The 26,779-nt window shown below is 45.7% G+C and carries 23 protein-coding genes; 6 read left to right on the top strand and 17 right to left on the bottom strand.

Annotation, left to right across the window (positions count from 1 at the left end):
- Positions 1-7 precede the first annotated feature (7 nt).
- The 5 genes from ACNI29_RS17465 to xerD all read right to left on the bottom strand — a co-directional run bounded on the left by ACNI29_RS17465 (position 8) and on the right by xerD (position 5,937).
- Positions 8-1,114: a tetratricopeptide repeat protein gene (locus tag ACNI29_RS17465; RefSeq protein ID WP_419779641.1), complete on the bottom strand. Its 1,107-nt coding sequence runs from the start codon at positions 1,112-1,114 to the stop codon at positions 8-10.
- 54 nt (positions 1,115-1,168) lie between these two features.
- Positions 1,169-1,528 (bottom strand): LapA family protein, encoded by a 360-nt coding sequence (locus ACNI29_RS17460; RefSeq protein WP_419779640.1) that lies wholly within the window; start codon positions 1,526-1,528, stop codon positions 1,169-1,171.
- Between the two features lie 20 nt (positions 1,529-1,548).
- A complete protein-coding gene (locus tag ACNI29_RS17455; RefSeq protein WP_419782119.1) occupies positions 1,549-2,037 on the bottom strand; it encodes an HIT family protein in 489 nt (162 codons plus the stop codon).
- Between the two features lie 305 nt (positions 2,038-2,342).
- On the bottom strand, positions 2,343-5,015 hold the full coding sequence (locus ACNI29_RS17450; protein ID WP_419779639.1) for a CBS domain-containing protein: 2,673 nt from the start codon (positions 5,013-5,015) through the stop codon (positions 2,343-2,345).
- A gap of 10 nt (positions 5,016-5,025) precedes the next feature.
- Positions 5,026-5,937: a site-specific tyrosine recombinase XerD gene (gene xerD, locus ACNI29_RS17445; protein WP_419779638.1), complete on the bottom strand. Its 912-nt coding sequence runs from the start codon at positions 5,935-5,937 to the stop codon at positions 5,026-5,028.
- A gap of 116 nt (positions 5,938-6,053) precedes the next feature.
- On the opposite strand from xerD, the gene ACNI29_RS17440 reads away from it, so the two are divergent.
- The 4 genes from ACNI29_RS17440 to ACNI29_RS17425 all read left to right on the top strand — a co-directional run bounded on the left by ACNI29_RS17440 (position 6,054) and on the right by ACNI29_RS17425 (position 10,714).
- The gene (locus ACNI29_RS17440; protein WP_419779637.1) at positions 6,054-7,220 is read left to right on the top strand and encodes an LL-diaminopimelate aminotransferase; all 1,167 of its coding nucleotides are present in this window, start codon (positions 6,054-6,056) and stop codon (positions 7,218-7,220) included.
- Positions 7,199-7,714, top strand: a complete 516-nt coding sequence (folK, locus tag ACNI29_RS17435) for a 2-amino-4-hydroxy-6-hydroxymethyldihydropteridine diphosphokinase (protein WP_419782118.1) — start codon at positions 7,199-7,201, stop codon at positions 7,712-7,714. Before ACNI29_RS17440 ends, folK begins: the two co-directional genes overlap by 22 nt.
- 56 nt (positions 7,715-7,770) lie before the next feature.
- Complete coding sequence (locus tag ACNI29_RS17430; RefSeq protein WP_419779636.1) at positions 7,771-8,037, top strand: transcriptional regulator; 267 nt, start codon at positions 7,771-7,773, stop codon at positions 8,035-8,037.
- A 598-nt stretch (positions 8,038-8,635) separates the two neighbouring features.
- The gene (locus tag ACNI29_RS17425) at positions 8,636-10,714 is read left to right on the top strand and encodes a tetratricopeptide repeat protein (RefSeq protein WP_419779635.1); all 2,079 of its coding nucleotides are present in this window, start codon (positions 8,636-8,638) and stop codon (positions 10,712-10,714) included.
- Between the two features lie 253 nt (positions 10,715-10,967).
- Here ACNI29_RS17425 and ACNI29_RS17420 read toward each other — a convergent pair whose 3' ends face one another.
- The 3 genes from ACNI29_RS17420 to gad all read right to left on the bottom strand — a co-directional run bounded on the left by ACNI29_RS17420 (position 10,968) and on the right by gad (position 13,866).
- Positions 10,968-12,221 carry a M20 metallopeptidase family protein gene (locus ACNI29_RS17420; protein ID WP_419779634.1) on the bottom strand — a complete coding sequence of 418 codons (1,254 nt, stop codon included), beginning with the start codon at positions 12,219-12,221 and terminating at the stop codon, positions 10,968-10,970.
- Between the two features lie 19 nt (positions 12,222-12,240).
- Positions 12,241-12,435, bottom strand: a complete 195-nt coding sequence (locus ACNI29_RS17415) for a hypothetical protein (protein WP_419779633.1) — start codon at positions 12,433-12,435, stop codon at positions 12,241-12,243.
- An 87-nt stretch (positions 12,436-12,522) separates the two neighbouring features.
- Positions 12,523-13,866: a glutamate decarboxylase gene (gene gad / locus ACNI29_RS17410; protein WP_419779632.1), complete on the bottom strand. Its 1,344-nt coding sequence runs from the start codon at positions 13,864-13,866 to the stop codon at positions 12,523-12,525.
- 160 nt (positions 13,867-14,026) lie between these two features.
- On the opposite strand from gad, the gene ACNI29_RS17405 reads away from it, so the two are divergent.
- Together ACNI29_RS17405 and ACNI29_RS17400 are read left to right on the top strand one after the other, a co-directional pair.
- The gene (locus tag ACNI29_RS17405; RefSeq protein ID WP_419779631.1) at positions 14,027-15,400 is read left to right on the top strand and encodes a bacteriohemerythrin; all 1,374 of its coding nucleotides are present in this window, start codon (positions 14,027-14,029) and stop codon (positions 15,398-15,400) included.
- Positions 15,401-16,090: a DNA alkylation repair protein gene (locus ACNI29_RS17400; RefSeq protein WP_419779630.1), complete on the top strand. Its 690-nt coding sequence runs from the start codon at positions 15,401-15,403 to the stop codon at positions 16,088-16,090.
- Between the two features lie 287 nt (positions 16,091-16,377).
- Here the strand turns inward: ACNI29_RS17400 and ACNI29_RS17395 are convergent, their stop codons facing one another.
- From ACNI29_RS17395 to ACNI29_RS17355, 9 genes are all read right to left on the bottom strand, one after another.
- On the bottom strand, positions 16,378-17,832 hold the full coding sequence (locus ACNI29_RS17395; RefSeq protein WP_419779629.1) for a TrkH family potassium uptake protein: 1,455 nt from the start codon (positions 17,830-17,832) through the stop codon (positions 16,378-16,380).
- Positions 17,832-19,199, bottom strand: a complete 1,368-nt coding sequence (gene trkA, locus ACNI29_RS17390) for a Trk system potassium transporter TrkA (protein ID WP_419779628.1) — start codon at positions 19,197-19,199, stop codon at positions 17,832-17,834. The genes ACNI29_RS17395 and trkA overlap by 1 nt, the downstream gene beginning before the upstream one ends.
- Before the next feature lie 187 nt (positions 19,200-19,386).
- Positions 19,387-19,650, bottom strand: coding sequence for a 30S ribosomal protein S20 (gene rpsT, locus ACNI29_RS17385; protein WP_419779627.1), 264 nt, complete (start codon positions 19,648-19,650; stop codon positions 19,387-19,389).
- Positions 19,651-19,827: 177 nt separating this feature from the next.
- Positions 19,828-21,921, bottom strand: a complete 2,094-nt coding sequence (gene glyS, locus ACNI29_RS17380) for a glycine--tRNA ligase subunit beta (protein ID WP_419779626.1) — start codon at positions 21,919-21,921, stop codon at positions 19,828-19,830.
- Positions 21,922-21,938: 17 nt separating this feature from the next.
- Complete coding sequence (glyQ, locus tag ACNI29_RS17375; protein ID WP_419779625.1) at positions 21,939-22,811, bottom strand: glycine--tRNA ligase subunit alpha; 873 nt, start codon at positions 22,809-22,811, stop codon at positions 21,939-21,941.
- Positions 22,812-22,973: 162 nt separating this feature from the next.
- The gene (gene recO, locus ACNI29_RS17370) at positions 22,974-23,714 is read right to left on the bottom strand and encodes a DNA repair protein RecO (RefSeq protein WP_419779624.1); all 741 of its coding nucleotides are present in this window, start codon (positions 23,712-23,714) and stop codon (positions 22,974-22,976) included.
- A gap of 31 nt (positions 23,715-23,745) precedes the next feature.
- Positions 23,746-24,636 (bottom strand): helix-turn-helix domain-containing protein, encoded by an 891-nt coding sequence (locus ACNI29_RS17365; protein WP_419779623.1) that lies wholly within the window; start codon positions 24,634-24,636, stop codon positions 23,746-23,748.
- An 87-nt stretch (positions 24,637-24,723) separates the two neighbouring features.
- Positions 24,724-25,662, bottom strand: coding sequence for a SurA N-terminal domain-containing protein (locus ACNI29_RS17360; protein WP_419779622.1), 939 nt, complete (start codon positions 25,660-25,662; stop codon positions 24,724-24,726).
- 130 nt (positions 25,663-25,792) lie between these two features.
- Positions 25,793-26,755 (bottom strand): SurA N-terminal domain-containing protein, encoded by a 963-nt coding sequence (locus ACNI29_RS17355; RefSeq protein WP_419779621.1) that lies wholly within the window; start codon positions 26,753-26,755, stop codon positions 25,793-25,795.
- Between the last annotated feature and the right edge of the window lie 24 nt (positions 26,756-26,779).

The raw sequence follows: 26,779 nt of genomic DNA, 5'->3' as shown, positions 1-26,779 counted from the left end.
ATAGGGCTTACTGGTTCAGTTCTTTACGGAACGAAATTGAATGCCAACTGCGGCATCTTGGGCAATTGAAAAATATTCTATCACGTTTGAGACCGCAACTGGAACAAGTGAATCTTTGAATTTTTCTCGCAACATTTACGAAAAAGTCCAGTTGGTTTTTAAAAGATGAGGTCAGTTCCTGCTGATCCTGAGCGAGATTGAAAAGTTCAAGTCGCGCCAGCCAGAAGTTTTGATTCAGCATAAGAGTCTTTTCAAGCCAGACTCCCGCTTCTTCTTGTTTTCCGCAAAGCTGTAGAAGCCGTGCCCCGTAATAATGCATGATTACATCAGGGTCGGACTGGGAAATTTCTTCAACCATCACTTCATAGTATGGGTAATTGCGATCGTTACCCTGATCTTTGGTCGTGACGGGGGTGTCCCCGAAGACAAGCGATTCTGCCAGAATGCCTTCCACGAGAACAAAAGTTAAATGCTTGGGAACCTGTGAAAGAGCGGTATTGAATTCTTTTTTAAAATTATCCAGCGAACCTTCCTGCTTTAATCTGGTCAGCACCAGCAGCCATGATTCGACAGAATGTGATGAAATTTTGAGGGCTTTTTTCAGAGTGCGCTGCGCTTCGCTGTCTTCGCCGGTGGAAGTATAGTCTTCAGCCAAACGGGCAAGATAGTGTGCTTCCTGTAAGGGCTGGTTCAATTTGGAATAGAAAGTGGCAGCTTTTTCGAATTCTCTGCTTCCGGCTGCCAGTTCGGCCAGCTCAGTTAGTATCTCAGGTGAGTCACCGACTATTTCACGTGCTTTTTCAAAAGCATTTACAGCACGGTCAAGAAAACCTCCTCGGCTGAAATCCCGCCCAAGTTCATAGAGGGCGCGTGATTTAATAGCCGGGTCCAGCCCTGGACGGACAATAAGACTGTTTCTAATCTGGGCGGCACGTTCGATTTCACCTTGTGAACGATACAGATTTCCCAGCGCGAGGTAAATTTCTACAGCTTCAGGAGTATCTTTTACAACCTTGCTGAGCTCGTCAATTGCTGCGCGGGTGTCAGCAAGTCCGGTGCGGCCTTTTCCGGCCCCGGACGAATAAGACGGCGCCCGATTATCGGACGCCGTCATTTTCTTCTTTTTAAATACGCTTAAAAAGGACACTTATACTCCTTGTATATGCGCTTATTTATCAGAAGCTTTCTCTTCGCTTTCTTCGGCGGAGGGATAGTTCCCCTCATCGAGGGGCAGATTGCGCAGAGAATTAACTTCCTGCTCGAGGTTTGCCATTCTGGTGCGGCAGTTACGGAGCTGACCGGAAAGACGGATTTTGTCAGCCATGAAGTAGAGCAGACAGAGCACGGAACCTGCGGCAAACGCAATCAGGATCAAGAGGTAGTACGGAAGAGGCTGGCTCATGAACTTGTAGCTAAACAGTTCGATGGACAGAGTTACTTCCTTGGAAAGTTCAGGAGTATTCTGGATAAAGAATACCATAGAAAGGAAAAAGAGAACTACCAGAGCCAAAACCTTCAAGTAACGCATGAAACCCTCCTTAGTGTTACTTAGCGACAGCAGCTGTCAAATAACGGCTTGAGCCTTTTGTAAGTTGAGGACAGGTGGTCGGGTATAACATTTGTTTCTCCGAACACCGCCATAAACGATGCATCCCCGTTCCAACGGGGTACTAACTGAAAATGGAGATGGGCGGCGATCCCAGCTCCGGCTGCTTCCCCTATATTCAGGCCGACATTAATCCCTTGGGGGTTGCATGCCTTTTCCAGAATATCGCAGCTTATGGTTATATATTTCATGATCTCTGAAGCTTCCGCTTCTTCAAGATCAGTGAGCTTACTGACATGACGGTATGGCGTAACCATCAGATGACAGTTATTGTAAGGAAATTTATTCATAATAACAAAGCAATGTTCAGCCCTGTATAGAATTAATCTTTCCTCATCCTCTTCTGTGCTTTCGGGGATACAGAAAACACATTCATCAGGCTTAGGACCAAGAATGTAGTCCATTCGCCATGGTGCCCATAATACGTCCATCTGTAAAACAACCTTTACATTAAGTTCGCATAGCAGTGAAGTTGCCATACGATTGTCCTGCTAAACTTTAGCTAAGACGGTTCACATTGTTTTTATCAAACAATATTAATTTCCAGTAATTAAATACCAGCTAATTATCAACAATAAATATGAAAAAAACAGCTTATTCTTGAAAAAAAGCTAAAATAAACCATTTTTCTCTTACAGAACAAAAGTTCGCATGTTCTACACGGGTTAGCATGCAAGAGCAAGGGAAAGACTATTAAACAACGTCTGATATGCCTTCTAAATAAAATCAAATTTACTTACTGTAACTTTTTTTTGGTTTTCTTAATCCTATCCTTTAAGAAATTAAGTTGATCTTCCCGTCCCTTCAGTTTTCCATCCAATTGCGCCAGCTTTACAGCATTAAGCAGCTGGGAATATAAAGGACCGGGCTCCAGTCCCAGTTTTTTTAGATCCTCACCGTCAACGTCTATTGTCTGTAGTCGCAGGCTGGTCAGGTATTGGGAAACATATTTTTTTATCATGTCACGCTTGGTCCGGGCCATGATAAACAATACGCCCTCAAGAGGGACGGGGTTCAGGGTTTCATAAATTTCGCTTGGTTTCATTTCCTGTTTGAGATTCATGATATTTCCGGCAGCCCAGAAAACAGTATCCCTCAGGTGAACGAACTCTCTGCGCTCCGTGGGTGAAAAGCTGAACCGGTCGTAAATTTGCTCCATTTTGGCCTTGGAGACTCCCATACACATGGCTAGAAAGTATGTTTTCCACACTGAAACGGGCGGTTCAAGATATAAAAGACTGTACCAGCTCATTAACCTTTCGAGTTCGCCGATGACCTGTGAGCGTGCAGAATTAAGCACCATCAGCGGGTGGATGGCTTCAAGTAATCCCAGTTCGTTCATGCGTTCAATGCTGTGAAGTACATTCTTTTCATTAAGAATAATACGCAACTCATGAGTCAGGCGGTATCCGGAAAGTTTGTTGATCAGATTCAATTTGAGCGCGTTCTTGATCAGGTTCAGGGTCTGACCGCCGATCTTGAAATCAAAACGTTGCTCAAAGCGGATCGCTCTCATTATACGGGTAGGATCTTCAACAAAACTAAGTGCGTGGAGTACACGGATAGTCTTGTCTTTGAGGTCCCGCTGTGATCCGAAAAAGTCGACCAGCTTGCCGAAACTAGAGGGGTTAATATGCACAGCAAGTGCGTTGATGGTAAAGTCACGACGGTACAGGTCCATCTTTATGGATGAAAGTTCTACCGTAGGCAGGGCAGCCGGATACTCATAATATTCAAGCCTTGCGGTTGCCACATCCACCCGCTGGCCGTCAGGCAGGATAACCACGGCAGTCTTGAATTTACGGTGATATTTGGCACGACCGTCCATTTTCTTGGCCAGTTTTTTAGCAAAAGCGATGCCGTCACTTTCAACAACCAGATCAAGATCGAAATTGGTTTTTGTCAGCAGTACATCGCGTACAAATCCACCGACCACATAAGCTTCGGTTCCTATTTCTGCAGCCATTTCCCCGGCAGTTTCAAGTATGTCGAGGATTTTGTTGGGCAACCGGTTGCGCATGATGTTGCGGATGTTGCGTTCCTGCTTTTTGTCCGGGAACAATGATTCCGGTATCCGTGCCGGGTCCTGCACCAGCATGTTGATCAGGTCGGTCCGGGTAACTACTGCAATAACTCGGTCATTTTCCACTACAGGAACCAGTCGCTGCTTCTGCCCCAAAATGATTTCCATTACCCGATGCATGCCCGAATCGGTTTTGATGGTGGAGAAGGGGTGCTGCATATAAATTTCAACTTCCATGTCTCCAAGATCATGAGAGAGCGCCTTGTCTGCAGTTTTATGCTCCAGCAGACCAACCACGCGCATGTTCTCCATGCTGTCCACTACGGGGACACCTTTAAGGCTGTACTGGGTCATGCGGCCGACAGCTTTCTTGATGGTCATGTCGCGAGGGATCGCCACCGGCTGCTTGGACATGATGGATTCCACATTGAGGCGCGGTGTGACCTTAGAATAAAGCATTGCGAAAAGTTCATCACGAACTTCCGCGAGAGTACGGTCCTTGATGGTCGCTGAAGCGGCATAAACATGTCCGCCACCGCCGAAGCTGGTGCAGATCGCGCCAACGTCGATATCCGGTGTCCGTGAACGGGCCACCAAATGAATACGGTCATTCATGCGTCCAAGTGCAAAAAGGACTTTGATATTTTCAATGTCCATAAATTTGTGCACCAGCACCGAGAAATCAACCACATATTCAGGGGTGCTGATTTCGGAGATGACTACATCAAGATCATTAATGGTGTGCGTGGTTGCTCCTTCAAGTAACCGTCCGAGCAACGTGATCTGCTGGGCGGAAAGGTCACGGTTAAGCAGATCTGTAATTACATCCAGCTCCATGCCGTTTTTTAAGAGCCATTTTCCAGCCTCAAAATCATGTTCGGTGGTGGAGTTAAAAGTAAATGATCCGGTATCTTCATATAAACCAAGTCCCATAATGGTCGCTTCTTCCTGGTTTATCTCAATACCGCGTTTTTGGATTTCATGAGAAAGGATTGCAACACTTGATCCCCAAGGTTTTTTGATGATCAACTCAGGGTCAAGGTCACATTCGGATTTCATGTGGTGGTCGTAAATATGAATTCGCAATCCCGGATTTTGTAAAATCGGATCGATATGCACAATTCGTTTACGGCGGGAGGTATCCACAACAACCAGCAGTTTGACCGCACTTTTATCTATTTCTTTTAAATGTTTAAAATTAAAGAAATAGGTAGCGCTCTCCATATAAAAATTACGCAGGTTCTTTTCCTGGCTGCCCGGAAAGATCAGGGTAGCATCAGGATAAAGTTTTCCGGCAGCGACAATAGCGGCTAGACAATCGAAATCCGCATTTACATGTCCGGTAATTATTGTTTCCGCTTTTATAAGCTCATCATTTTTTGACATTCTTAAAATCTCACATTACAGAACGGGGGTGAAAACGTTTGTGGAGCTGGACCAATCTTCCAGCTTGAATATGTGTGTATATTTCGGTAGCATTAATGTCTGAATGACCGAGAAGCAACTGGACTGTACGCAGATCCGCACCGCCATCCAGCAAGTGGGTGGCAAATGAATGCCTGAAAGTGTGCGGAGATATTGAACGTTTTATCCCTGCTTCCAGTGCGAACTTCTTGATCAGTTTCCAGACACCCTGTCTGGATAGTCCTTTCCCGGATCTGTTTAAGAATATGTTCTTAACCTTGGGATTAAAAGCAGGACGCCAATCCTTAATGTATTGGTTTAAGAAATTTTGCGCCACATAATGAATCGGTACCAGCCGTTCCTTGGAACCTTTGCCGAAAATAATGAGAACTCCTGTTTGAGGATCAAAGTCTTCGATGTTAAGATTGATCAGTTCAGATACTCTCATTCCGGCTGCATAAAGCAGCTCAAGCATAGCACGATCGCGAAACCCCAGTTTTTCGGTCAGCTTGGGCAGAGCTAGTATGCGGCCGATTTCTTCCGGTGAAAGGAACACAGGTATTTTTCTGGGGAGCTTCGGATTTTCCAGCAATGTTGAAGGATCTTCTTTAATGAGTCCTCTCGACGTGCAGAACGCGAAGAATCCTCGCAAAGATGAAAGATGCCTCGCCAGCGAGGTTGATTTCAATGCTTTTGACCTTAGATATGTAAGGTAAAGCATAAGTGTCTGACTTGTGGCGTCTTCTATTTTCGCGGACCTTTCTTCCAGAAAATTCTGAAAAGACTCCAAATCACTCAGATAACCGTTAAGACTGTTTTCCGAAAGACCGCGCTCTATAAGCAGGTATTCCAGATAACGGTCAATCCATTGGTGTTTACTGGTTATGTTTTCGTTCTCGGTCATATCCTATATTCTTTACACATATGGGTACGACTGCTCAAGATGATTGACAGAGCAAACAAGCACATTTAAACAGTTTTGATAATAATTTAACCAAAAAATGACAGGAGCATATCGAAATGCCGGAATTTAAACTTGCCGACAGGCTCGCAACACTTCCCCCGTACCTCTTTGCTGAAATCGACAGACTCAAAGCTGAAGTTGCAGCGCAGGGCATAGATATCATCAGCCTCGGCATCGGAGATCCCGACCTTCCGACTCCCGACTTTATTATTGAAGCACTGCACAAAGCAGCTCAGAATCCAGTCAACCACCAGTATCCTTCTTATGTCGGTCTGCTGACTTTTCGTCAGGCTGTTGCCGACTGGTACAAAGAAAGATTCAACGTTGAACTGGATGCAGCTAGTGAAGTTGTTTCCCTGATCGGCTCTAAAGAGGGCATTGCACACTTCCCGCTGGCTTTCGTAAACCCCGGTGATCTCGTACTGGTAGCTTCTCCTAACTACCCGGTTTACCCGGTCGCTTCCGGTTTTGCCGGTGGTGAAGTTGAAATGATTCCGCTGCTGGAAGAAAACGACTTCCTGCCCGACCTTGATGCTATCGATGACGCCAAGTGGGACAAGTGCAAAATCTTCTTCGTAAACTACCCCAACAACCCCACATCAGCTACCGCAACTCCCGAGTTCTACGCAGAACTGGTTGCCAAAGCCAAAAAGCATAACGTAATCATCGCTGCTGACGCCGCTTACACCGAAGTCTATTACGATGAAGACAAAAAGCCTATTTCCATTCTGGAAACTCCCGGCGCAAAAGATGTGGCCATTGAATTCCACTCCCTGTCCAAGACCTACAACATGACCGGATGGCGCTGCGGTATGGCAGTGGGTAATGCCTCACTCGTTGCAGGCCTCGGAAAAATCAAAGAAAATGTCGACTCAGGCATCTTTCAGGCTGTACAGGAAGCCGGAATTGTTGCACTAAAAGAAGGCGAACCTTATGTTAAGGAATTTCGCAAGATCTACAAAGAGCGTCGTGACTGCGTCATCGAAGCTCTGGAAAAGATCAATATTTCCTGCAAGGTGCCTGATGCATCCATTTTTGTATGGGCGAAGACTCCCGAAGGCTATACTTCTTCCGAGTTCGTATCCAAGCTCCTGAAGGAAACCGGTGTTGTTGTCACTCCCGGTAACGGCTTCGGCGAATCCGGTGAAGGGTATTTCAGAATTTCGCTGACTGTTGATACCGAAAGGCTCAAGGAGGCAGTATCACGGATATCCAAACTGTAAAGGTCTACATCAGCCTTGGTTCAAATGTCGGAGATACAGAAGACCATTTGAATCAGGCAGTTGCCAGGCTGGAAAAATATGAAGGTATTGATCCTGAAGTCTGGTCCGAAACTTATCAGACCGAACCTCAGGGATTGAAAGATCAGCCGTGGTTTACCAACCAGGTGGTCCGTTTTGATGTCGATCCTGAATTATGGTCAGCAGAAGGTTTTCTTTCCACGCTGCAGGCCGTAGAAGGACAAATGGACAGAGTTCGGGACGTCAAAAACGGTCCCAGAACAATTGATCTGGATATCATTCTTTTCGGCGACCGGATCATCGATAGTGGGGCATATCTAACTGTTCCGCATCCTCGGGCACAGGAAAGGGCGTTTGTGCTTCTTCCAATGACCGACATTGACCCTGAAGTAGTATTCCCCGACGGGACATCTGCTGCCGATGCTCTGAAGAAAATCGATTACCGCATTGAAGGTAATAAGATTTATCAGGATTAATTCTTGGGCCGCACCTTCTACAGGTGCGGCCTTTTTTTATTGAGGTGCAATTAACTATGCTGAAGTTTATTGTTATCGCCGTGGCCGCATTTGTCATGTGGAAGTTGTTCACAGGCGATCAAAAAAAGAAACAGGATAAAGCCGGAAACGACTTTAATAAAAAAGTTAAAACCGGAGAAATGGTCAAAGACCCGATCTGTGGTGCTTATGTTCCCAAGGATGGAGATATCCGGGTACGTAACGGCGAGAAAATTGAGTGTTTTTGTTCCTACGAATGTCGCGATAAGTACATAAAAAGTCTCGATAGTGACAGCGGCGAATAGTCTTTTAGTCATATCTTTTTTGCGAGCTCTTTTGACTTGGTCGAAGGAGCTCTTTTTTATGCTTAAAAAAGTGGGCTTCAAATTTAGCTCCTGATGTTCTTTTCAAAATATTTGCATCCCTGACTTCGTCTTAACTTTTAAATGCGCTTAAATCTCAATTAAGCAAAAAACCAAGACCATTTCGAAGACGAGTTGACCCGGTCGGGGTCAACAAATTCACACAACTTACTTAATCTGCTCAAGCCTATCTTAAACATTTGATTTATTTCGCTTTATATAATTGTCTCATAATGTAAATTATGTAAACTTTGGAATATGTGCCGGATATGTTTGTCCAAAAAACAAGGCAGCCACTCCTGCTATCGGTAATGGTCATTCAGTTTTAATAGTAAATTATAGTTACTTATGAGTTAACGAACTGCAAACAATTCTACAGGCTGCACTTATTTCGGTAATACTCGTTGCTTCGACACTAAAAAATGGATCAGCTGAATTTTAAGTTTTACATCAGGATTAAATTTGCCTCTTAGGCTGCTTTTCTTTATCTCACTGGGATAACCTTTCACTTTGACCTGAAATTTAAATCCATGAGGTTTTCATGAATTTGTTACTTAAGAAAAAGATATTACCTTCTCTTCTGGCCGCGGCTGTTTTGTTTGGCGCTGGAGGAAATGTATTCGCTGCAAAGAAAATAGATTCCTTTGAGACCTGGCTCGAAAAATATGGTGCATGGGACATTTTGGAACAAAACTATTCTCAGACCGGCGACACACCGGAATTGATTTTGAAACGTGCTGAGACTGCTTTTAACCTTGGACGCTATTCGGCCTGTCTGGAAACGCTACAATCCACTCCTGCATTTGAAGATAACTCTCAAGAGATAACCCGACTCTGGCTTGGCGGAAAATGCCAGCGCGCCCTTGGTGATCCTGTTAAAGGTGTAATCTGGTTTAGTCAGGCTGCACGTTTGATGGATCAAAAAGTTATGGTGGATAAGTTTATAGAAAATTCATACCTTAAGAGCATCTGGTTTGATGTCTGGCGTTCTCTTTACTGGGGCTACCGTGTTATTCCTGAATCCTCCCGTGAATCCCGCAAGATGCTGCTTGATCAGACTTTTTCTCAGGCTGAACAGGTCTGGTCGAAAACCTATTTTATTCTCAACAGTAAATCCAAGCTGAATGTGCTTAATTCAACTTCGGACATTCTCCCGGAAGTCATCAATTCAACTATAATTAATGATGATGACCGAATGGTTATTGCCAAATCACTTGCTGCAGCAAGTATTGGCGAATGGGATAAGTCCAACCACGCACTGGAAGCTGTTTCTAATTCAACGGTTCAGACTTTTTGGAAATCCGTTAATCAGTACCTTGAATCAGGTAAAACACCGGACGCATCGTTATATAATGAAGGAAACTTAATTCGCCCCGAATCATTTTTCAAAGCAGGGGTGCTGGAACCGGCAGTCGTCTCCCCTACTCTTTGGCAGCTTGGTGCGCCGACTTCTACTGCATGGAATGCTTTCAGAAACAAGTTGATGGAAATGAATCCTCAGGAAGCACTTCAAACAATTGACCGCGAGACAGGCTCCCTTTTACTTTCAAGTGATCTGGTTAATGCGTTGCAAAACTACCGTTTAGCTTTTGCTTTTCTGACCGGGGACATGGAATTTGCCGAAAAAACTCTTAAGCGACTCGATAAGGAAACTTTGCCGCTCAGTCTCAGAATTGCCAGCGGTATTGCCTTCAAGCTTCCCTTATCAAGAGTACTGAGCACTGCAGATTACGGAAAAAATGAGAATTTATATATCATTTCCGGTTTGAGCGAAGCTGCTGGATTAAACTACTTCAGTGAGATCAATGCGCCCTTCTGGGAAGCCTTTTCAGCAAAACAACTCAATCCGGTTATCAATGCCAACCCTTTGGACAGGCTACTTGTTTATGCGGATTTGGCCAAACAAGCTGACACTGAACAAAATGCAAAAACAGCTCGACGCAGTGCTTTTCTTTTCCCGCAATCAAAATTAGGCGCGGAAAGCTTCATCTATTTGGCCGATCAGGCTGCCATGAATCGGGATTTCAATCTTTCAGCATACTACCTCAAGCGTGTCGATCAGGATAAGTTCGGTCCTGAATTACGTTTAAAATGGCTGACTGCCGCAGTCGAGTACGATCTTGCTGTTGGGAATGACGCAAAGGCCATGAAAGCCTACAACGAAATCCTTGATTCCGGCGGAACCCTTCCGGCAGATAAGGAATTGAAATTGGCCCTCATGATCCAGCAGAAAGGCGATCTCAAAAAAGCTCAAGCTATACTTGAAAGAATTTGGTCTGGTCGTGATCAACTCGAAAATGATGAGCTACGCGCTGAGGTTTTGTTCTGGATTGCCGAAGGAGAGCACGCTATGGGCAGAAAGGAAAAAGCGCTCAAGCATTACCTTGAGTTGGCTTGGGAGTTCCCGGAGCAGAATATCTGGGCAGTGACCGCCATGTATCGCGCGTCTATGATTTATGAACGTAAAGGCCAATTCGAGACTGCCAAGCGTTTTCTCAAAACAGTAATCAAACGTGCTGACCGTAAAGCTCAAAAAGAAGCTGCGCAGGCTCGATTAAATGCTATTGACGGCAAGTTGGCCAAAGTCGGTGCCGGAAAGGAAGTCAGCTTTCCGTTCTAAGGATCCTCCGGCAACCCTTCGGGAGTCTACCGACGGTCCCTCCGGGGCTTAACCCTTTTTGAAAAAAAGGTTTGTTTCACTGTCGTTATCCGTAAGACTCGAGCAAGAAGCTCTCGCCTAACGGCTAATGCAAGAATCCCCAAAACTTTTATTGGGGATTCGCCACTTGGTATCAAGGTTGTACAAAAAAGGTCGCTTTAACTTTTTAGTTATTGCGACCTTTTTTATTTCATTTGTAGTTCTCAATTTAGAACTATCTCAAAATTTTCAAAACGCTTCCAGTCATGACAGTTACCGCTGTTTTGATCGTCGGTTCTGGTGGTGGACAGAATCTGCTATTATGCAAAGACGGTGGTTTCGATTTTTGCTCCCGGCTTAAATTCAATTCTTTTGCTGACGTTGCTCCTGTGAAAAACATACAGGAATATATCTTTTTGCTGCCAGCAGTTCGAAACAACGAGAAATCCTCACTGACCATTAGCATTTCAGCTTCCAGAACATTTTCAGTTCCAATATTTTCCTCGGCTGCTTCACGAACGATATCCACTAAATCACTGTCATTGATTGTGGCTGGCAGACGCATGGTTTCGTCGACCTCAACAACCGGCAACAAATTTTCAGGAATTCCCATTGATAGAGCCTCGAACCGGCAAGTTCTTTCGACAGCCTCAAGGATATGGTTTTCAGTATCAGGATCGGAAAACCTGACTGTCGCTTCCATAACGATTTCAGCGGGGATTATATTTGCCCGTGTTCCGCCATGTATGGAACCAATGGTGATTACCGCCGGGGTCAGTGGGTTTATTTCACGGCTTATAATCGTTTGTAGCGAAGTCACAATCCGTGCCGCGAGAACAATGGGGTCTTTGCATTCATGCGGAATAGCACCATGCCCCCCTACTCCGCGCACTGTAATTTTCAGCTGAAATATCCCGGCCATGAGCGGACCGGATTTAACGGTAATCCGGCTGGCTTCAATTTGCGGGATCACATGGGTTGCAAGGCAGTAGTCAGGATAACCGAATTTCTCGAACAGCCCCTGCGCAAGCATACTCTTTGCCCCGGATCCGACCTCTTCAGCAGGCTGACCGACAAAAAGAACTTTTCCCTTCCAGCTGCCCTTGCACTTCGAAAGCACCCGCGCAGCACCAACAAGAGCCGTCATGTGAATATCATGACCGCATGCATGCATAACGCCGACTTCGTTGCCGGAACTGTCGGTTGTTTTAACTGAGCTGGCGTAATCAACTCCGGTCTCTTCGGTAATGGGCAAAGCGTCCATGTCCCCGCGAACCATTACAGTCGGGCCGTCACCGTTTTCCAATACACCGACTACACCGTGCCCCCCGAAATTACGGGTTACTGCAATTCCGCATGCTTCAAGTTCATCGGCAATCAGTTTACAAGACTCAGCCTCCTGACCGGAAAGCTCCGGATTGGCGTGCAATTTTTTATACACACCAATTAAATCCTCAAGCTCCGCAAGTACCTGTGCCTTCAAGTCCATAGAGGCTCCAAAGAAATGGTTATTCTTTTTCTTTTGCGCCGCTTCGAGCGGACATTTCTGTATGTGCCCTGCGTTTGGCATCATCAAGAACCGGGTGCAGAAGCCCTACAATATTACGTACGTTCAGGTTTTCCGCTTCCTTGGAGCAAAGCAGAACATCAAGAGCATCAAGCCCATGGAAAATATAATCAACACTTTTTTTTACATCACTCATCTATGAAACTCCTAATAGGTAAAAATTCTATGTTTACAGGCAAGTTAGATCATATTGCCTGTAAACATAGATGTCTATGAAAAATGATCAGCAATGTTTGAACTTAGCTTTAGTGATCGGCTTCTCTTCGGTTCCGTCACTGAAAAACTTAATAATGCGTCTAATGTCATCCATAAGCAGGTGTGCCATGTCCATGGACATTCCTTCCTTTACAACAATACGCAACACATTATCATCTTCGCAGTTCTCGCACATGCTGTACGCCGGAACGAGCCATCCGCGATGGCGCAACATTTCAGAAACTTTATAGACATCAAATTCGACTTCTACATCCCGGCGGATTCTAAAAGTAATCAACGGCATATGCAGCTTGGGCAGCAGGCTCTGAAATATTCCAGTTTCTTCAAGCTCTACTTTAATAAAATCGGCAGTATCCATGCATGATTGCATGATGCGGGTATACCCTTCGCGTCCCAGACGGATGAAGTTGTAGTACTGAGCTACAACCTGGTTGCCCGGACGTGAAAAGTTCAGGGCAAAGGTAGGCATTTCGCCGCCCAGATAATTGACCCGGAAGACAAGATCTTCGGGCAGTTCTTCGGGGGTGCGCCAGATTGCCCAGCCCACGCCGGGATAAACAAGACCGAATTTATGACCGGAAACGTTGATGGACTTAACCCACTTCAAGCGGAAATCCCATTCCAGATCAGGTTGCAGGAAAGGCGCGATGAATCCACCGCTTGCAGCATCCACATGAAGGGGAATTTCGTATCCGGTTTCAGCATTGAATTTTTCAAGCGCGTCGTTATATTCTTTGACCGGCTCAAAGTCTCCGGTATGGGTAGTACCCAGAATGGCGACAACGCCGATTGTGTTTTCATCACAGGCAGCCAGAATGTCTTCGGTTTTCATGCTGTAATTGCCATCAGAAACAGGAATCAGGCGTGGTTCAACTTCCCAGTAACGGCAGAATTTCTCCCAGCAGACCTGAACACTGGCACTGATGATCATGTTCGGCCTGTCAGTGGGCTTGCCCTTGGCTTTCATGCGGTCACGCCATTTCCATTTCAGGGCCATACCGCAAAGCATGGCCGCTTCGCTTGACCCGGTTGTGGAACAACCGCAGGCGTGTTCTTCATCCGGGGAATTGTAAAGATCGGAAAGAATATGCACGCAGCGGTCTTCAAGTTCGGCGGTTTGCGGATACTCATCCTTGTCGATCATGTTTTTATCAAAAGTCTCGGTCATCAACTGCCGGGCTTCATCCTCCATCCATGTGGTAACAAACGTTGCAAGATTCAAACGGGAGTTTCCATCAAGCATCAATTCATCACGTACCAGCGAATAGGCATGGCGCGGGGCAATGCTTGCATCAGGCATCGAATATTTTGGAATCGGGTCCTCAAGATCACGGGAACCGTAAATAGGCATGATATAATTTTTTCGATTTTCTGAATCTTTTTTATGCTTTTTAACATGATGAAGCATGATTTACCCCGTATTGCTTGTCAGTTGATTAATAAGTAAAGTTGCCATATTAAATTGAAAAGTATCAATAGGCATATAAACACATTGGAAAATAAGCTGCAAGATGTCATCTAACCTTCGCCAGAATATACAACTTATTGTTGCGTTCTTCATGGTTCTTTTGGGCGGTACTGCGGGCTATCTTTATTTTGAAAAAGGATGGTCTGTTCTCGATGCCCTTTACATGACCGTGATCACCATCACCACCATCGGATACGGGGAAATTCATGACCTCTCCCCTGCCGGAAGAATTTTTACCATTGTATTGATTTTTGCTGGTCTGGGTCTCGCCGCCGTTTTTGTGGCCCAGGTAGCCAAGATCATTATTCAATCCGGAATCAGAAACCTTTACGAGAAAAAGAAAATGCACGACAAAATCAACAAGCTGAACAAACACACCATAGTCTGCGGATACGGCAAGATAGGCCGTGCAATTTCTCTGAAGCTCTATGAACTTGGACTTGATTTTGTGGTTCTTGATCAGGATGAAGAACACTTGGCAGAAGCTGAGCAGCGCGGCTATAAAATACTGCATGGAGACGGTGCAGTAGACGGGGTTTTGCTTTCTGCCGGAATACGCCGTGCCGACTTTATTGTACTCTGCATCAACGATGATGCCAGCAACATTAATATATCGTTGGCTGCCCGCGAGCTTAACCCGGACATTTTTATTGTTGCCCGCGGAACAGACCCTTCAATTGAATACAGGATGCTACGTGCCGGGGCTAACACCGTGGTCTATCCGCTTGATCTTGGCGGAGAACAGATAGGTCATATTCTAGCCCGTCATGCCGGGGTTGCAGAAAAAGAAGAAACCGGCCCTGCTGCCCATGAAGTTATGGGTTACAGTTTGAGAATTTTCCCACACTACGACAGCAATCCGACCACAATCGGCGAAGTAAAAGCAAAAACGGGCGCAATCAACGCATTAGTGCTGCACCGGGCAGACGGAACCGATATAGAAAATCCTACCGACGACATGAAGCTCGATTACGGTGATTCCGTGCTGGAACTGGTCAAAAAAGATGGAGTCTGCTGCGACCTGAATAGCGACATCAAATGGTCTGAGGATCTGCTTCTGGGTATCCCTTCCATTGATGCCGAGCACCGGGTTCTTGTTCGCTATGCCGAGGATTTCCAGACAGCCCTCCGCGAAGGACAGGATCACGAAGCTGTAGCCCGACTCTTTGACCGTCTGTTGGAATACACCTCCAGTCATTTCGCTCGCGAAGAGGCTTTCATGCAAAAACGCGGTTTTCCTGAAATAGAAAAGCACATGCTGGAGCATCGTCGCATCACCCGCGAAGTCATGGAGCTGAACCGGGATAAAAAATACGTTTTCCCCGATAGCATTGATTCATTCCTGCAGGACTGGATCATCAACCACATCAATAATACTGACCGCAAATATGTGAAGTTTTTTAAAGAGGAAGGATAGATGTCCACTCTGCTCTTTACTGTCCGCCAAGAACTCAAGGCACATGCCGACCCTGACTGTGCGGCGGGCATGAAGAAATACATGAAATCCGAAATGGATTTTTACGGAGTCCGAACTCCCCTGCGTCGGAAGATATTTATGAAATCCTTCAAAGAATCAGGACCGTGGGATTTTGATAAATGGCAGTCAGTGATTCTTGACATTTGGCGCGAGGCAGAATTTCGCGAGGAACGCTATTGCGCAATCGATCTTGTTTGCTGGAAGCCATGCGAAAATTTTCAAACATGGGAAGCTGTCCCGATGCTTGAAGAAATGATTACTGGCGGAGCATGGTGGGATTATTGCGACCACTTGGCAAAGCCTCTGGGTAATATTCTGCTTGCTGAGCCTGTGCGTATGCGAGAATTGATGCTGAAATGGTCTGTCGACGAGCATATGTGGAAACGGCGATCATCCATTCTCTGTCAGTTACTTTTCAAAGATGAGCTGGATTTTGAGTTTCTGCAAAAATGCATTGAGCCGAATATTGATTCCAAAGAATTTTTCCTACGCAAAGCCATCGGCTGGGCACTGCGCGATTACGCTTGGACAAAACCGCAGTTGGTCAAAGATTATGTGGAAGCCAATACGGAACGTCTCTCGGGACTTAGCAAACGCGAGGCTTTGAAAAATATGCATAAACTTTTGTAGCCGACCGTGCTTTTGATTGAATTTCAGATAAATGAACATATCCGGCACTGGCATAGTAAATCGAAGCCAGTAACACCGCTGCCGCCGCTATAAAAGTAATGATCGCCTTCTTCATTTTATCGTTATCTCTTATACAGATTATTATTTATTTTTTCGTTAAATATAGAAAAACAATACTTTTGACAAGATGTGTAACGATACATCTAAATTTTCAGCATAAGAAAAGGGTTGAAGTCAAAAACTTCAACCCTTCTGATTTGTATAAGAATTTTGGAAATTATTTAAATTTATTTGCGCCAGAATTCAGGCACGCAAAGGACAATCACAGTATAAATTTCAAGGCGACCCAGCAGCATGCAGAAGATGAGTGCCCATTTTCCAAGTTCAGGAATGTGAGCATAGTTTTCGGTAGGACCTACACTTCCAATACCGGGACCGATGTTCCCAATGCAGGCCAAAGAAGCGGCAAATGATGAAACAACATCAACTCCGGTCGCCGAAACCACCAATCCGCAAAGCACAAACAGCAGCAGCCAGAGCACGAAGAATCCGAGGATATCGTTCATGGTTTCCGGTTTAACTACTGTCTTGCCGAGTTTGACACGGTTCACTGAGCGGGGATGGATGATGCGGAACACTTCCTGGTACGCCTGTTTCAGGAGCAGCATAATGCGCAAGTGTTTCATACCGCCACTGGTTGAGCCAGCACAGCCGCCGAGGAACATGCAAAAAAGCAGTAATCCCTGTGCAAGAGCAGGCCAAATTTCATAGTCCGCTGTAGCAAACCCGGTGGTACTGATAATGGATGCAACCTGAAAAGAGGTGTAGCGGAATGAATCTGCAACAGAATCATAGTTTGTAGCTGAGTATACCGAGATGGTGATGATTGCTATAATAACAAGAGTCAGTGCGCCAAAGAATCTGAATTCCGGGTCTTTCCAAAGTAACAGCGGACGCCCTTTGATCATCTGGTAGTGCAGACTGAAATTGACCGCAGCCACGAGCATAAAAAATGTAATGACGTAATCGATATAGGCACTATCGAAATATGCCACAGATGAATTCTTGGTGGAAAAACCGCCCGTAGCAAGTGTTCCGAAGGTGTGGCAGAGTGAATCGAAAAAATCCATTCCGCCTAACATGAGCAGCACGGCTTCTATGGCTGAAAAAAGCAGGTATACTTTCCAAAGGACCAAAGCTGTGTCTTTGATGCGCGGCTTGAGTTTGTCGGGAACAGGTCCGGGTACTTCCGCCTTGTAAAGCTGCATCCCCCCTACTCCAAGGAAAGGCAGGATCGCCAGAGAAAGCACGATAATCCCCATGCCGCCCAGCCAGTGAGTCAAGCTGCGCCAGAAGAGAATTCCTTTGGCATTCCTTTCAATATCCATCATCACCGATGCTCCGGTGGTGGTGAAACCGGACAGGGATTCGAAAAAACAATCCACATAGTTGGTGAAAACATCGCCGAAATAAAATGGCAGGCTGCCGAAAAAACCGGCAAAGACCCAACCCAAAGCAACGATAGCCATACCTTCACGGTGGCTGAGACCTTTATTGCCTTCACGTTCCTTAAAAATCAGAAATAAGGCCAGACCGCTAATGCAGGTCAGACTGAAGGATTTCAACAAAGGCAGAATACCGGCATCTTGATAGTAGAGAGAAAATGCCAACGGGAAAAGCATGGTCAGCCCAACACAGAGTGTTAAGGCTCCAATTATGTGCAGAACAATTTTCCAGCGCATTAATAAAGCTCCAGCTTGGTGGTGAGAGCCTTTTCAATTTTAGGAATATTTTTGTGGGTAGAAATAATCAGCAAACGGTCATTAGGCTCAATCACTGTCAGACCTGTGGGGATGATAACATCATCGCCGCGCTGAAAACATAAAATCAGGGTTCCGGCAGGCAGGTTCAATTCCATGATCGGCTTACCAACAATACCTGATTCCTCCTGTGCAATGGCTTCAAGAGCTTCCGCTTCTTCTCCTTTAATGGAAACTGCGGAAATAACTTTCCCCTGACGCACAAAATGCAGAATGGAGTTAATCGCAGAAAGGCGAGGACAAACCAGATGGTCAATGCCGATCGGTTCAATCAGCGGAATATAAGCAAATTTATTAATGCGGGTGATGGTCTTGCGTGCGCCGAGGTTTTTAGCCAGCAAACAGGAAAGGATATTCATTTCCTCATCGCCGGTAACCGCGATCACCATATCAAGATCACCAACGTTCTCTTCATTGAGCAGATCCTGATCTGTGCCGTCGCCGTTGAGAACAATAACCCGGTCGAGAGTCTCCGAAAGAGCCGCACATCGGTCTGGGTCGTTGTCGATTAGTCTGGTGTGATATTTTTTGTTGTCCAGTGCCTGCGCAAGAAGTGATCCGACATTACCGCCACCGACAATCATAACTTTTTTGATGGGGTCGGAAAGAATACCGGCACGTTTGAGGAGTTCGTTCTGCTGGTCACGAAGACAGGTAAAATACACAATATCACCCTGCTCAATGCTATCCAGACCGCCGGGAATAATAAGTTCGTCATCCCTGACAAGAGCTGCAATAACAACATCGATGTCTTCGCCCAGTGTTTCGCGTACTTTCATCAATTGCACGCCGACCAACGGGCTTTTGTCAGGAAGTTTAACGCCGATGAGACGTACCTTGCCGCCCACAAAATCATTGATTTCGACTGCTCCGGGAACACTCATAACCCTTAGGATTGAGTCGACGACCTCTTCATCCGGGTTGATGATGGTATCAATACGCAGATCTCCCTTAGTGAACATGTCGGAATATTTGGTATAATCCTCGTTCCTGATCCGGGCGAGTTTGATGATATCGGGCTGGAGCCTGTTAGCAAGAAAAGTGGAGATAAGGTTGATTTCATCCTTGTCCGTAACAGCAAGGAAAATATCAGCTTCGCTGACCCCAGCCTCTTCAAGAATTTCGGGACTGGAGCCGGAACCTTGAATTGTCTGGACATCCAGAGAATCGGAAACCTTGCTAAGAGCTTTAGGATTCATGTCGATAACGACAACATCCTTGTTCTCACCGGAAAGACGTCTGGCAACATTGAAGCCGACTTCTCCGGCCCCTACTATGATAACTCTCAAAAGTTACTCCTTGCGCATTACATCTGGCAATAAACAGAAAAGTACAGTTGAAATCAATAGTTGCTTATAGCTTGATAGCTTGAATTCAGCAACAACTACTTTGTTTGGAAGTGCTAAGAACGTAAAAAGCCCGTCGCACAGGGCGACGGGCTGAATTTGTCTTGTAAAGATAAAATCTTTTAAGACACTAAGCCATTTTGTTAACGGCTGCGCAGAGGCGGGAAATCCTGCGTGCTGCGGTGCGCGCGTGGATAACCTTTTTGGTAGCTGCTTTGTCGAGAACAGAAGTAGCTTTACGCAGGGAAGTTGCTGCGAGTTCAGTGTCGTTAGCTTCAACAGCTTCACGAACTTCTTTTACAACGTTTTTGATACGGGTACGTACCATGTTGTTGCGCAGGTTACGCTTAATGCTCTGACGGTGTCTTTTGAGTGCGGATTTATGATTCGCCAAGGTATTTCTCCTTAAATTAAATTTCTATTTTATAACCCGGCAAGCCGGGATTACGTTCAAACGAAGAGTGTCTTTAACCAATAACAGCTATTACTGTCAAGGCAGGAGAGTGTTTTTTTACAGAAAAAGTCTAGAAAAAAAACTCTCATAAACTCTCTCATTACCGGGGCCGCAGAATTAAACCTGCAAAGCTCCGAAATCAGCCAGCCTGCTGAGCCTGTCAACCAGCGCTTTAAGCAGGTTCAGACGGTTCATCCTTAAACCCTTATCTTCGCACATAACCATTACGTTATCAAAGAAGGCGTCAACAAAGGGACGCAGTTCGCCGAGGATTGCGAACAGCTTACTGAACTCGTCATTTTCCCAGAGTTCCTCAAAACGGGCTGCTGTTTCGTCAAGCTTGTTGGCCAGTTCTTTTTCCTGTGCTTCTTCCAGTTTATCAACTTCGAAACCGCCAGTGAGCGACACACCCTGCTCACTGCCCTGCTTCTTGATGATATTGGCCGCACGTTTGAAAGTGAGAACCGCCTGTTCAAATCCATCTGCTTTAGCGAACTGTGCCAAAGCTTCGACCCGTGCCTTGAGAGCAGTCACATCACGATATCCGGCTCCGAGAGCTGCATCAACAACTCTTGTCTCAAAGCCCTTACCTGTGAAGTAGGCACGGAGTCTGTTGGAAATGAACTCACCCAGTTTTTCGAGGAGTTCAGACTTTTCGAGTTTCCACTTGATATCTTTGGAGTAGCCTTCAAAAGCCATGTCCATGATTTCAAGGATGTCCACCCGAAGGTCGTATTCTATAATCATGCGCACGATACCCAGAGCGGCGCGCCGCAGCGCGTAGGTATCGTTTGCGCCAGTGGGGATCTTATTCAGACCGAAGCAACCGACCAGAGTGTCAGCTTTATCGGACATTGAAACAATAGCACCGCCGAGAGTGGAAGGCACAGGGCTTTCCGGACCGGCAGGCAGGTACTGTTCGTACAAGGCTTTGCAGACTACATCGTCTTCGCCGCATTTGGAAGCGTAGATGCCGCCCATTTTACCCTGAAGTTTGTCGAACTCGTTAACCATTTCGGAAACGAGGTCGGCCTTGGCAAGACGTCCGGCACGGGCCATTTCGGTCTGCAGAGATGCATCAACCTTACCGGCAATCAGTGCTGCAAGTCGTTCCATGCGGCGTGATTTGTCGCCCATGGAACCCAAGGGACCGAGGAATACAACGTTATCCAGCTTGGCAAGCCAGGTGTCGAAATCGGTTTTAAGGTCATTCTTCCAGAAGAAACGTCCATCTTCGAGCCTTGCGCGAAGGACCTTTTCCCAGCCCTTTCGAACCAGCTCCACGTCTTTGGGAACGAGGTTCAGGGTGCACAGGAAGTGCGGCAGGAGTTCGCCGTCTTCTTTCTGAATACCGAAACATTTCTGATGGCTTTCCATGCTGGTCAGCAGAACTTCTTTGGGGAGTTCGAGGAAAGACTCATCAAAGTTACCGATGATGGGGACGGGAAGCTCAACAAGGTTGCTGACTTCTTCGAGCAGGGAGTCTTTCCAGACAACAGAACCGCTAAGTTCAGCAGCGAGCCTGTCGCCTTCCTTGCGTACGTGCTCTCCCCTTTCTTCAGGGGAAATGATTACTGAGCTTTTGTCTTTGATTACAGCGAAATAATCATCAGCAGAAGCAACTTCCCAAGGACCGGCACCCATTACGCGGTGACCGTAGGTCTGGCGTCCGGAAGGCATACCGGCCATTTCGAATTCAACAACATCGGAACCGAAAAGACAAAGCAGCCAGCGCAGCGGACGTCCGAAAGCGAAATCAAGATTACCCCATTTCATCTTTTTGGGAAAGGAAAGCTTCTTGATTGCGGTCACGCAAATCTCAGGCAGAATGGAAATGGTCTCGCCACCACCAACGGTCTTTTTCGCTGCGAGGTAATCGCCTTTATCGGTTTCAAGGGTGTAAACATCTTCCAGAGCAATCCCTTGAGATTTTACAAAGCCTTCAAGAGCCTTGGTCGGATTACCGTCAGCATCGTAAGCAATACGTGCCGGAGGACCGGAAACTTCTTCTTCAACCTTTCTCTGCATACCAGCCATATCTTTAACAAAGATAGTAAGTCTGCGCGGAGTGGCAAAAGTTTCAACGCTGGCATTATCAATCATGCTCTCTTCAAGAAGAGTGCTGAAAATATCTTTAATATCGAGACCCAGCCGGGGAACAAAACGGGCGGGCATCTCCTCAATTCCAATCTCAAGTATAAAATCGGCCATTTTAGTTTCCGTATTATTTAGTCGTTTTTAAGCATTGGGTAATCCATATTCTCACGTTCTTCCGCATAAAGTCTTGCGGCCGCGGAAGCGAGATTACGCACTCTGCCGATATAGGTTGCCCTTTCAGTAATGGAGATAGCACCGCGAGCATCAAGCATGTTGAAGGTATGGGAACACTTCAGGCAGTATTCGTATGCCGGACGGGTCAGACCTTTTTCGCAAAGCTTTTTGCTTTCAGCTTCATATTTATCGAAGAGGTCAAGCAGCATGGCTGCGTCACTATGCTCGAAGTTATACTTGGACTGTTCCACTTCGTTTTGGTGGAAAATCTGGCCATATGTAACTTCGTCGTTCCACTTGAGATCGTATACGGACTCAACTCCCTGCAGGTACATGCAGATACGCTCAAGACCGTAAGTAAGTTCAACTGAAACAGGCTTGAGGTCGATACCGCCAACCTGCTGGAAGTAGGTGAACTGCGTTACTTCCATGCCGTTGAGCCATACTTCCCAGCCAAGGCCCCATGCGCCCAGTGTGGGGGATTCCCAGTCATCTTCAACAAAACGGATGTCATGTGCGGCAGCATCGATGCCGAGAACTTCAAGGCTCTTAAGGTAGAGATCCTGAACATCGTCAGGAGAAGGCTTCAGAATAACCTGAAACTGGAAATAGTGCTGGAGCCTGTTGGGGTTTTCACCGTAACGTCCGTCAGTGGGACGGCGGGAAGGTTCAACATAAGCGGTGTTCCACGGCTCAGGACCGATTACGCGGAAAAAAGTTGAAGGGTTGAATGTACCCGCGCCAACTTCAATGTCCAAAGGCTGGACAACACAGCATCCGTAATCAGCCCAGAAGTCCTGAAGTTTAAGTATAACATCTTGAAAATTCATCAAATTCCTCTCATCTAGCAAACAAACATTTGTATTGATTCATTCTCCCCGCTCTGCTCTCCAAAGCGGATAAAGGAAAATGTCCGGTTTACAAACAAATAACGCAGGATAAACCTGAATTTATCCTGAGCACGCATTCCACCCTGCCGGGCAGATAAAATTTTATATTTTCCGGTAGGTGTTGCCTTCCCAGATGACCCCCATGTGGTAGGCCAGGAAGCGATCCATAACGGAAAAACATTCCTGCCGAATCTCCGCAGGCAAGCTCAAAGTCACCCAATTCGCAGGTCCGGTATCTTGAATCCAGGCCAGAGTCCTAACGGTTCCGGCATTGATTGTCTCCCCTTCCCGGCCATCGACACAGTCGAGACATCTTATCTGGCCTTTTTCAATATTAAAGACCACGGGACGGGAACCAAACAAAGGTTTGCCGCATTGAGCGCAAATTGTAAAGTCAGGATTGTATCCTTGCTCAAATGCGACCTTTGCCCGGAAGAAAAGCGGAAAGAAATCATCCGGCTCCGCTTCTTCGATAACATCCAGTATTTCTGCCAGCAGATTGAAGACAGCACGGTTGCCATCTCGCTCCAATACCGCAGATTCAATAAATTTGAAACAATTTGCTGCAAGCCCCATTTTGCGGAGATTGGAGCGTATTCCCGGATAGCCTTTTACAAGACTTCCTTCCTGTAAAACCTGATAAGTTCCGGTTTTATTGGTTCCGGTTTTGAAAAGTACTTGCGAAAAGGGTTCCAGACAACCGCCGAAACGTCTTCTGCTTCTGCTTCCACCAAAAGCGAATGCGTTCTGTACTCCCCTCGTCGAAGAAAGAAACCGGACCCAAAGGTCGTTTTCCTTAAAACGTCCGGTTTTAAGGATAATTACTTTTTCAGTCAATTCCATCAGGCGTTACGACCGTACTAGGAAACAACTCCTACCGGGAAGCAGGGAATTCCAGTTTCAGAACTCTTCCCTTGATTGCTTCAAATTGGAAAGGTTTACCATCAGAAACAATTTCGACACCGCCGCCGTTACCGAGTTTGACATTCAAGCTTTCTTTATAAGGAAGGGAAAGGGAATCGCCTTCCTGAAGAACAAATTCTCTCGCTTCGCCGTCAACCACTGCTTCAAGCCAGCATGCTTCACCGGGCTTAACAGTAATGGCAACAATATTCTTAACCGCTGGAACAACTGATGTTGCCTGCTGCTCTGCAACATGTTCAGCGGCTTCTTCAACCGTTGCTTCAACTTCTTCAGCGACTCCTTCTACTTCCTGTGCAACAGCTGCAGGGTCGTTTTCAGCTACTTCCACCTTCTCCTCTACAACTGGAGCAGGAGCGGCCTGTTCAGAACTGGCAGGAGTTTTATCCACTACCTCTTCAACTGCTGCAACCTCGATGTTTTCAGCCGTTTTTGCAGAGAAAAAAGAACTATCGTGCAGATAATAAACCAGACCACCGACAATTGCGGCCAGAATCAAAACCAGAAAAACGGTACCGCCGACCCCTTTCTTGGGGGATGCGCTATAATCAGTCTGGCCGAGTTCTTCCTTTTCTCTTTTTTCTCTACCGGCTTCGGTAATTCCCGAGGCCATAATCTGAGAAAAATTTTCACCTATTTCTTCTGAATCAAGTCCAAGTGACTTGGCATAGTTTTTAATGAATCCCTTAGCATAAACCTCATGCGGAAATTCATCCCTGTTGCCACTTTCAATAGCATTTATGTTGACGCGACTGACCTTGGTGATTTCCATAATCTGTTCAATAGTCAGTCCTTGCCGTTCTCTTTCGTCTTTTAACAGGGAACCAAGCTCTTTCAAATCCATACGACCCTCACGGTACCATCTGGCAGTAGTGTTTTTGTTCTTAAAAGCCACGTAATACGCAGCCCATCCGCTACAGTTCTCCCCGAATTATTTATACTCAATAACAGCTTTTTCCCTCAGCTTCTTAATGAAGTCGGCAAAAAGCTTATCCTGTTTTTTCTGGTAAAGTTTATCGTATAATTCCTGCTTACTTTCTTCGAAGGATGCTTCTTCGGTCTTCTCGTATGAATCAAGTTTGAGCAGCGCTTTGGACTCCTGAACATCAAACGGTTCACTAATGCCCCCGGGTTTGAGTCCATCAAGAGCATCATGCCATGTCTGGGCAAGGTCATCCCAGTTCAAAACGCCGAGATCGCCGCCGTTCCCCATACCGGGACCGGTAGTATATTTATCAGCGGCATCTTCAAAGGTGATATCGCCTGCAAGGATCTCCTTGCGGACGTCTTCTGCAGAAGTTGTTGCAGGAAAAAGAATAAGCTTCAGGTGTACACTTTTAGCAATTTCACCCTGCTCTGTTTTTGTGCTGTTCCATGCGGCTTTGATTTCTTCGTCTGTAACAACAACTTTGTTTTTTACCTTGTAAGAAAGAAGACGGTGCTTACGAATATCTTTACGGATCTTGTCTTTAAAAGCATCTAAAGTAGTTTTTTGAAGTTCAAGCTGACGTTCAAATTCTACGTCATTCAGATTACTTTTTTCTTTAATGGCATTAATTTCGCCATCAACTTCCTGATCGGTGACATCCACTTTCATTCTTTTACTTTCCTGATCGATGATGATTTCAGTGATCATGCGATCAAGAAGCTGTTTGCGGATTTTTTTCAACCGTTCAATTTCAACAGCAGATAAATCACCACCGCTGAACTGTTTCATGATGGGTGTCATTTTATAATCAAGTTCATACATGGTCACAATTTCACCGTTAACAACGGCGACAATACCATCAACTACTTTTTCTTCAGCAATGGAAATAGATGCAGAGAAAATGGTCATACTGACCAGAACACCGGCAATAAAGCGCTTCAATTCAATATCTCCTGAAATATAAACAGCCGGGTCAAACCGACTTAATCTTCAATGAGGTGACTTTCCGCCAAAATAAGGCGAACTTCATATATTCCTATGACTAACTAAACTCTTTCACTGAACTATGCAACTATTCGGCTTTTACATCTTCAGCATGCTGGGCAGCCTGTTCTGATTCCTCGATTTCAGGCATTAATTTTTTGCTTATTTTGATCTTTGAAGTCGCCATTTTCTTTTGCAGCCATGCTTCAAATTTTTCCTGCAGTTTTCTTTCCAGCAAGACCTTTTCCACCATCGGATAAGCCTGCAACGGAGTCAGCAGGGTCGCTTTTTTCTTTTCCTTAAGGATCAAACAAAAAACTTCTTTTTTCTGAGTAATTACAGAGCTGGCTTCGCCTATCTGCAAATTTTCAACAAACGGTTTCCATCCTGCGGGAAGCTGTCCGTTTCTGATCCAGATTTCCTGAACGGAAACCTTGCGCAGCTTTGCGGAGATCGCAGCAGGTTTAAGCCCTTCGCGAAAAAGTTCAACACCCTTCAAAACCAGATCCTTACTCAAGCCTTTAACCATCACAAAGCGATAGCCAGCGGGCATATAAAAATCAGAAAGGTGGGTTCTGTAGTACTGTTCCGCTTCCTTGTAATCAATTTTGATTTCAGGACGCAGAATATCGCTGTAAAATTTATCCATGGCAAGCTGATATTTGAGCTGCGAACGCCATGCATTGATGTCTATGTATTCCTCGATCAAAATCTGTTCAAAGGAGTCATCAGGATAATCGGAGCGGACTTCGTCTTCCGCTTCTTTCATTTCTTTATCTGAAACAGAAATACCTCTTTGCTCCAGTTCCTGCGAAACCAACTCCTGCACAATTAAATCACCGAGAATCTGGCCATATTCAGAACGAACCTGCTCAACGGAAGGAACAAATCCCCCGTTTCCTTCGTGGGTGAGGTCGTATTTATACTCAAGCTGGGTAAGATAAATCGGGGTCCCGTTTACACGGGCAATTACACCCGGATCTTCACTTTCAGTCTGACATCCACCCAAGATCAGGCACGTGAGTAATATGGAAATAAATTTTTTTTTCATTAAAAATCCCGAATGAATCGTCTT

Origin of the sequence: Maridesulfovibrio spiralis (SeqCode) (assembly GCF_048571135.1) — a bacterium.
Taxonomy (GTDB): domain Bacteria; phylum Desulfobacterota; class Desulfovibrionia; order Desulfovibrionales; family Desulfovibrionaceae; genus Maridesulfovibrio; species Maridesulfovibrio spiralis.
The sequence above is the reverse complement of the archived record's forward strand: the minus strand, read 5'-3'. Positions and strand labels throughout refer to the sequence as shown.

What these genes read in the sequence shown, in the direction of transcription:
- gad (WP_419779632.1), bottom strand. Translation starts at nt 13,866, where the DNA reads ATGCCTATTTACGGTTCCCGTGATCTTGAGGACCCGATTCCAAAATAT.
- ACNI29_RS17400 (WP_419779630.1), top strand. Translation starts at nt 15,401, where the DNA reads ATGTCCACTCTGCTCTTTACTGTCCGCCAAGAACTCAAGGCACATGCC.
- ACNI29_RS17395 (WP_419779629.1), bottom strand. Translation starts at nt 17,832, where the DNA reads ATGCGCTGGAAAATTGTTCTGCACATAATTGGAGCCTTAACACTCTGT.
- ACNI29_RS17355 (WP_419779621.1), bottom strand. Translation starts at nt 26,755, where the DNA reads ATGAAAAAAAAATTTATTTCCATATTACTCACGTGCCTGATCTTGGGT.
- ACNI29_RS17415 (WP_419779633.1), bottom strand. Translation starts at nt 12,435, where the DNA reads ATGAGTGATGTAAAAAAAAGTGTTGATTATATTTTCCATGGGCTTGAT.
- ACNI29_RS17430 (WP_419779636.1), top strand. Translation starts at nt 7,771, where the DNA reads ATGCTGAAGTTTATTGTTATCGCCGTGGCCGCATTTGTCATGTGGAAG.
- ACNI29_RS17365 (WP_419779623.1), bottom strand. Translation starts at nt 24,636, where the DNA reads ATGGATTTGAAAGAGCTTGGTTCCCTGTTAAAAGACGAAAGAGAACGG.
- ACNI29_RS17420 (WP_419779634.1), bottom strand. Translation starts at nt 12,221, where the DNA reads ATGGACTTGAAGGCACAGGTACTTGCGGAGCTTGAGGATTTAATTGGT.
- ACNI29_RS17465 (WP_419779641.1), bottom strand. Translation starts at nt 1,114, where the DNA reads ATGACGGCGTCCGATAATCGGGCGCCGTCTTATTCGTCCGGGGCCGGA.
- ACNI29_RS17425 (WP_419779635.1), top strand. Translation starts at nt 8,636, where the DNA reads ATGAATTTGTTACTTAAGAAAAAGATATTACCTTCTCTTCTGGCCGCG.
- recO (WP_419779624.1), bottom strand. Translation starts at nt 23,714, where the DNA reads ATGGAATTGACTGAAAAAGTAATTATCCTTAAAACCGGACGTTTTAAG.
- glyS (WP_419779626.1), bottom strand. Translation starts at nt 21,921, where the DNA reads ATGGCCGATTTTATACTTGAGATTGGAATTGAGGAGATGCCCGCCCGT.
- xerD (WP_419779638.1), bottom strand. Translation starts at nt 5,937, where the DNA reads ATGACCGAGAACGAAAACATAACCAGTAAACACCAATGGATTGACCGT.
- glyQ (WP_419779625.1), bottom strand. Translation starts at nt 22,811, where the DNA reads ATGAATTTTCAAGATGTTATACTTAAACTTCAGGACTTCTGGGCTGAT.
- ACNI29_RS17450 (WP_419779639.1), bottom strand. Translation starts at nt 5,015, where the DNA reads ATGTCAAAAAATGATGAGCTTATAAAAGCGGAAACAATAATTACCGGA.
- ACNI29_RS17455 (WP_419782119.1), bottom strand. Translation starts at nt 2,037, where the DNA reads ATGGACGTATTATGGGCACCATGGCGAATGGACTACATTCTTGGTCCT.
- ACNI29_RS17460 (WP_419779640.1), bottom strand. Translation starts at nt 1,528, where the DNA reads ATGCGTTACTTGAAGGTTTTGGCTCTGGTAGTTCTCTTTTTCCTTTCT.
- ACNI29_RS17405 (WP_419779631.1), top strand. Translation starts at nt 14,027, where the DNA reads ATGTCATCTAACCTTCGCCAGAATATACAACTTATTGTTGCGTTCTTC.
- ACNI29_RS17440 (WP_419779637.1), top strand. Translation starts at nt 6,054, where the DNA reads ATGCCGGAATTTAAACTTGCCGACAGGCTCGCAACACTTCCCCCGTAC.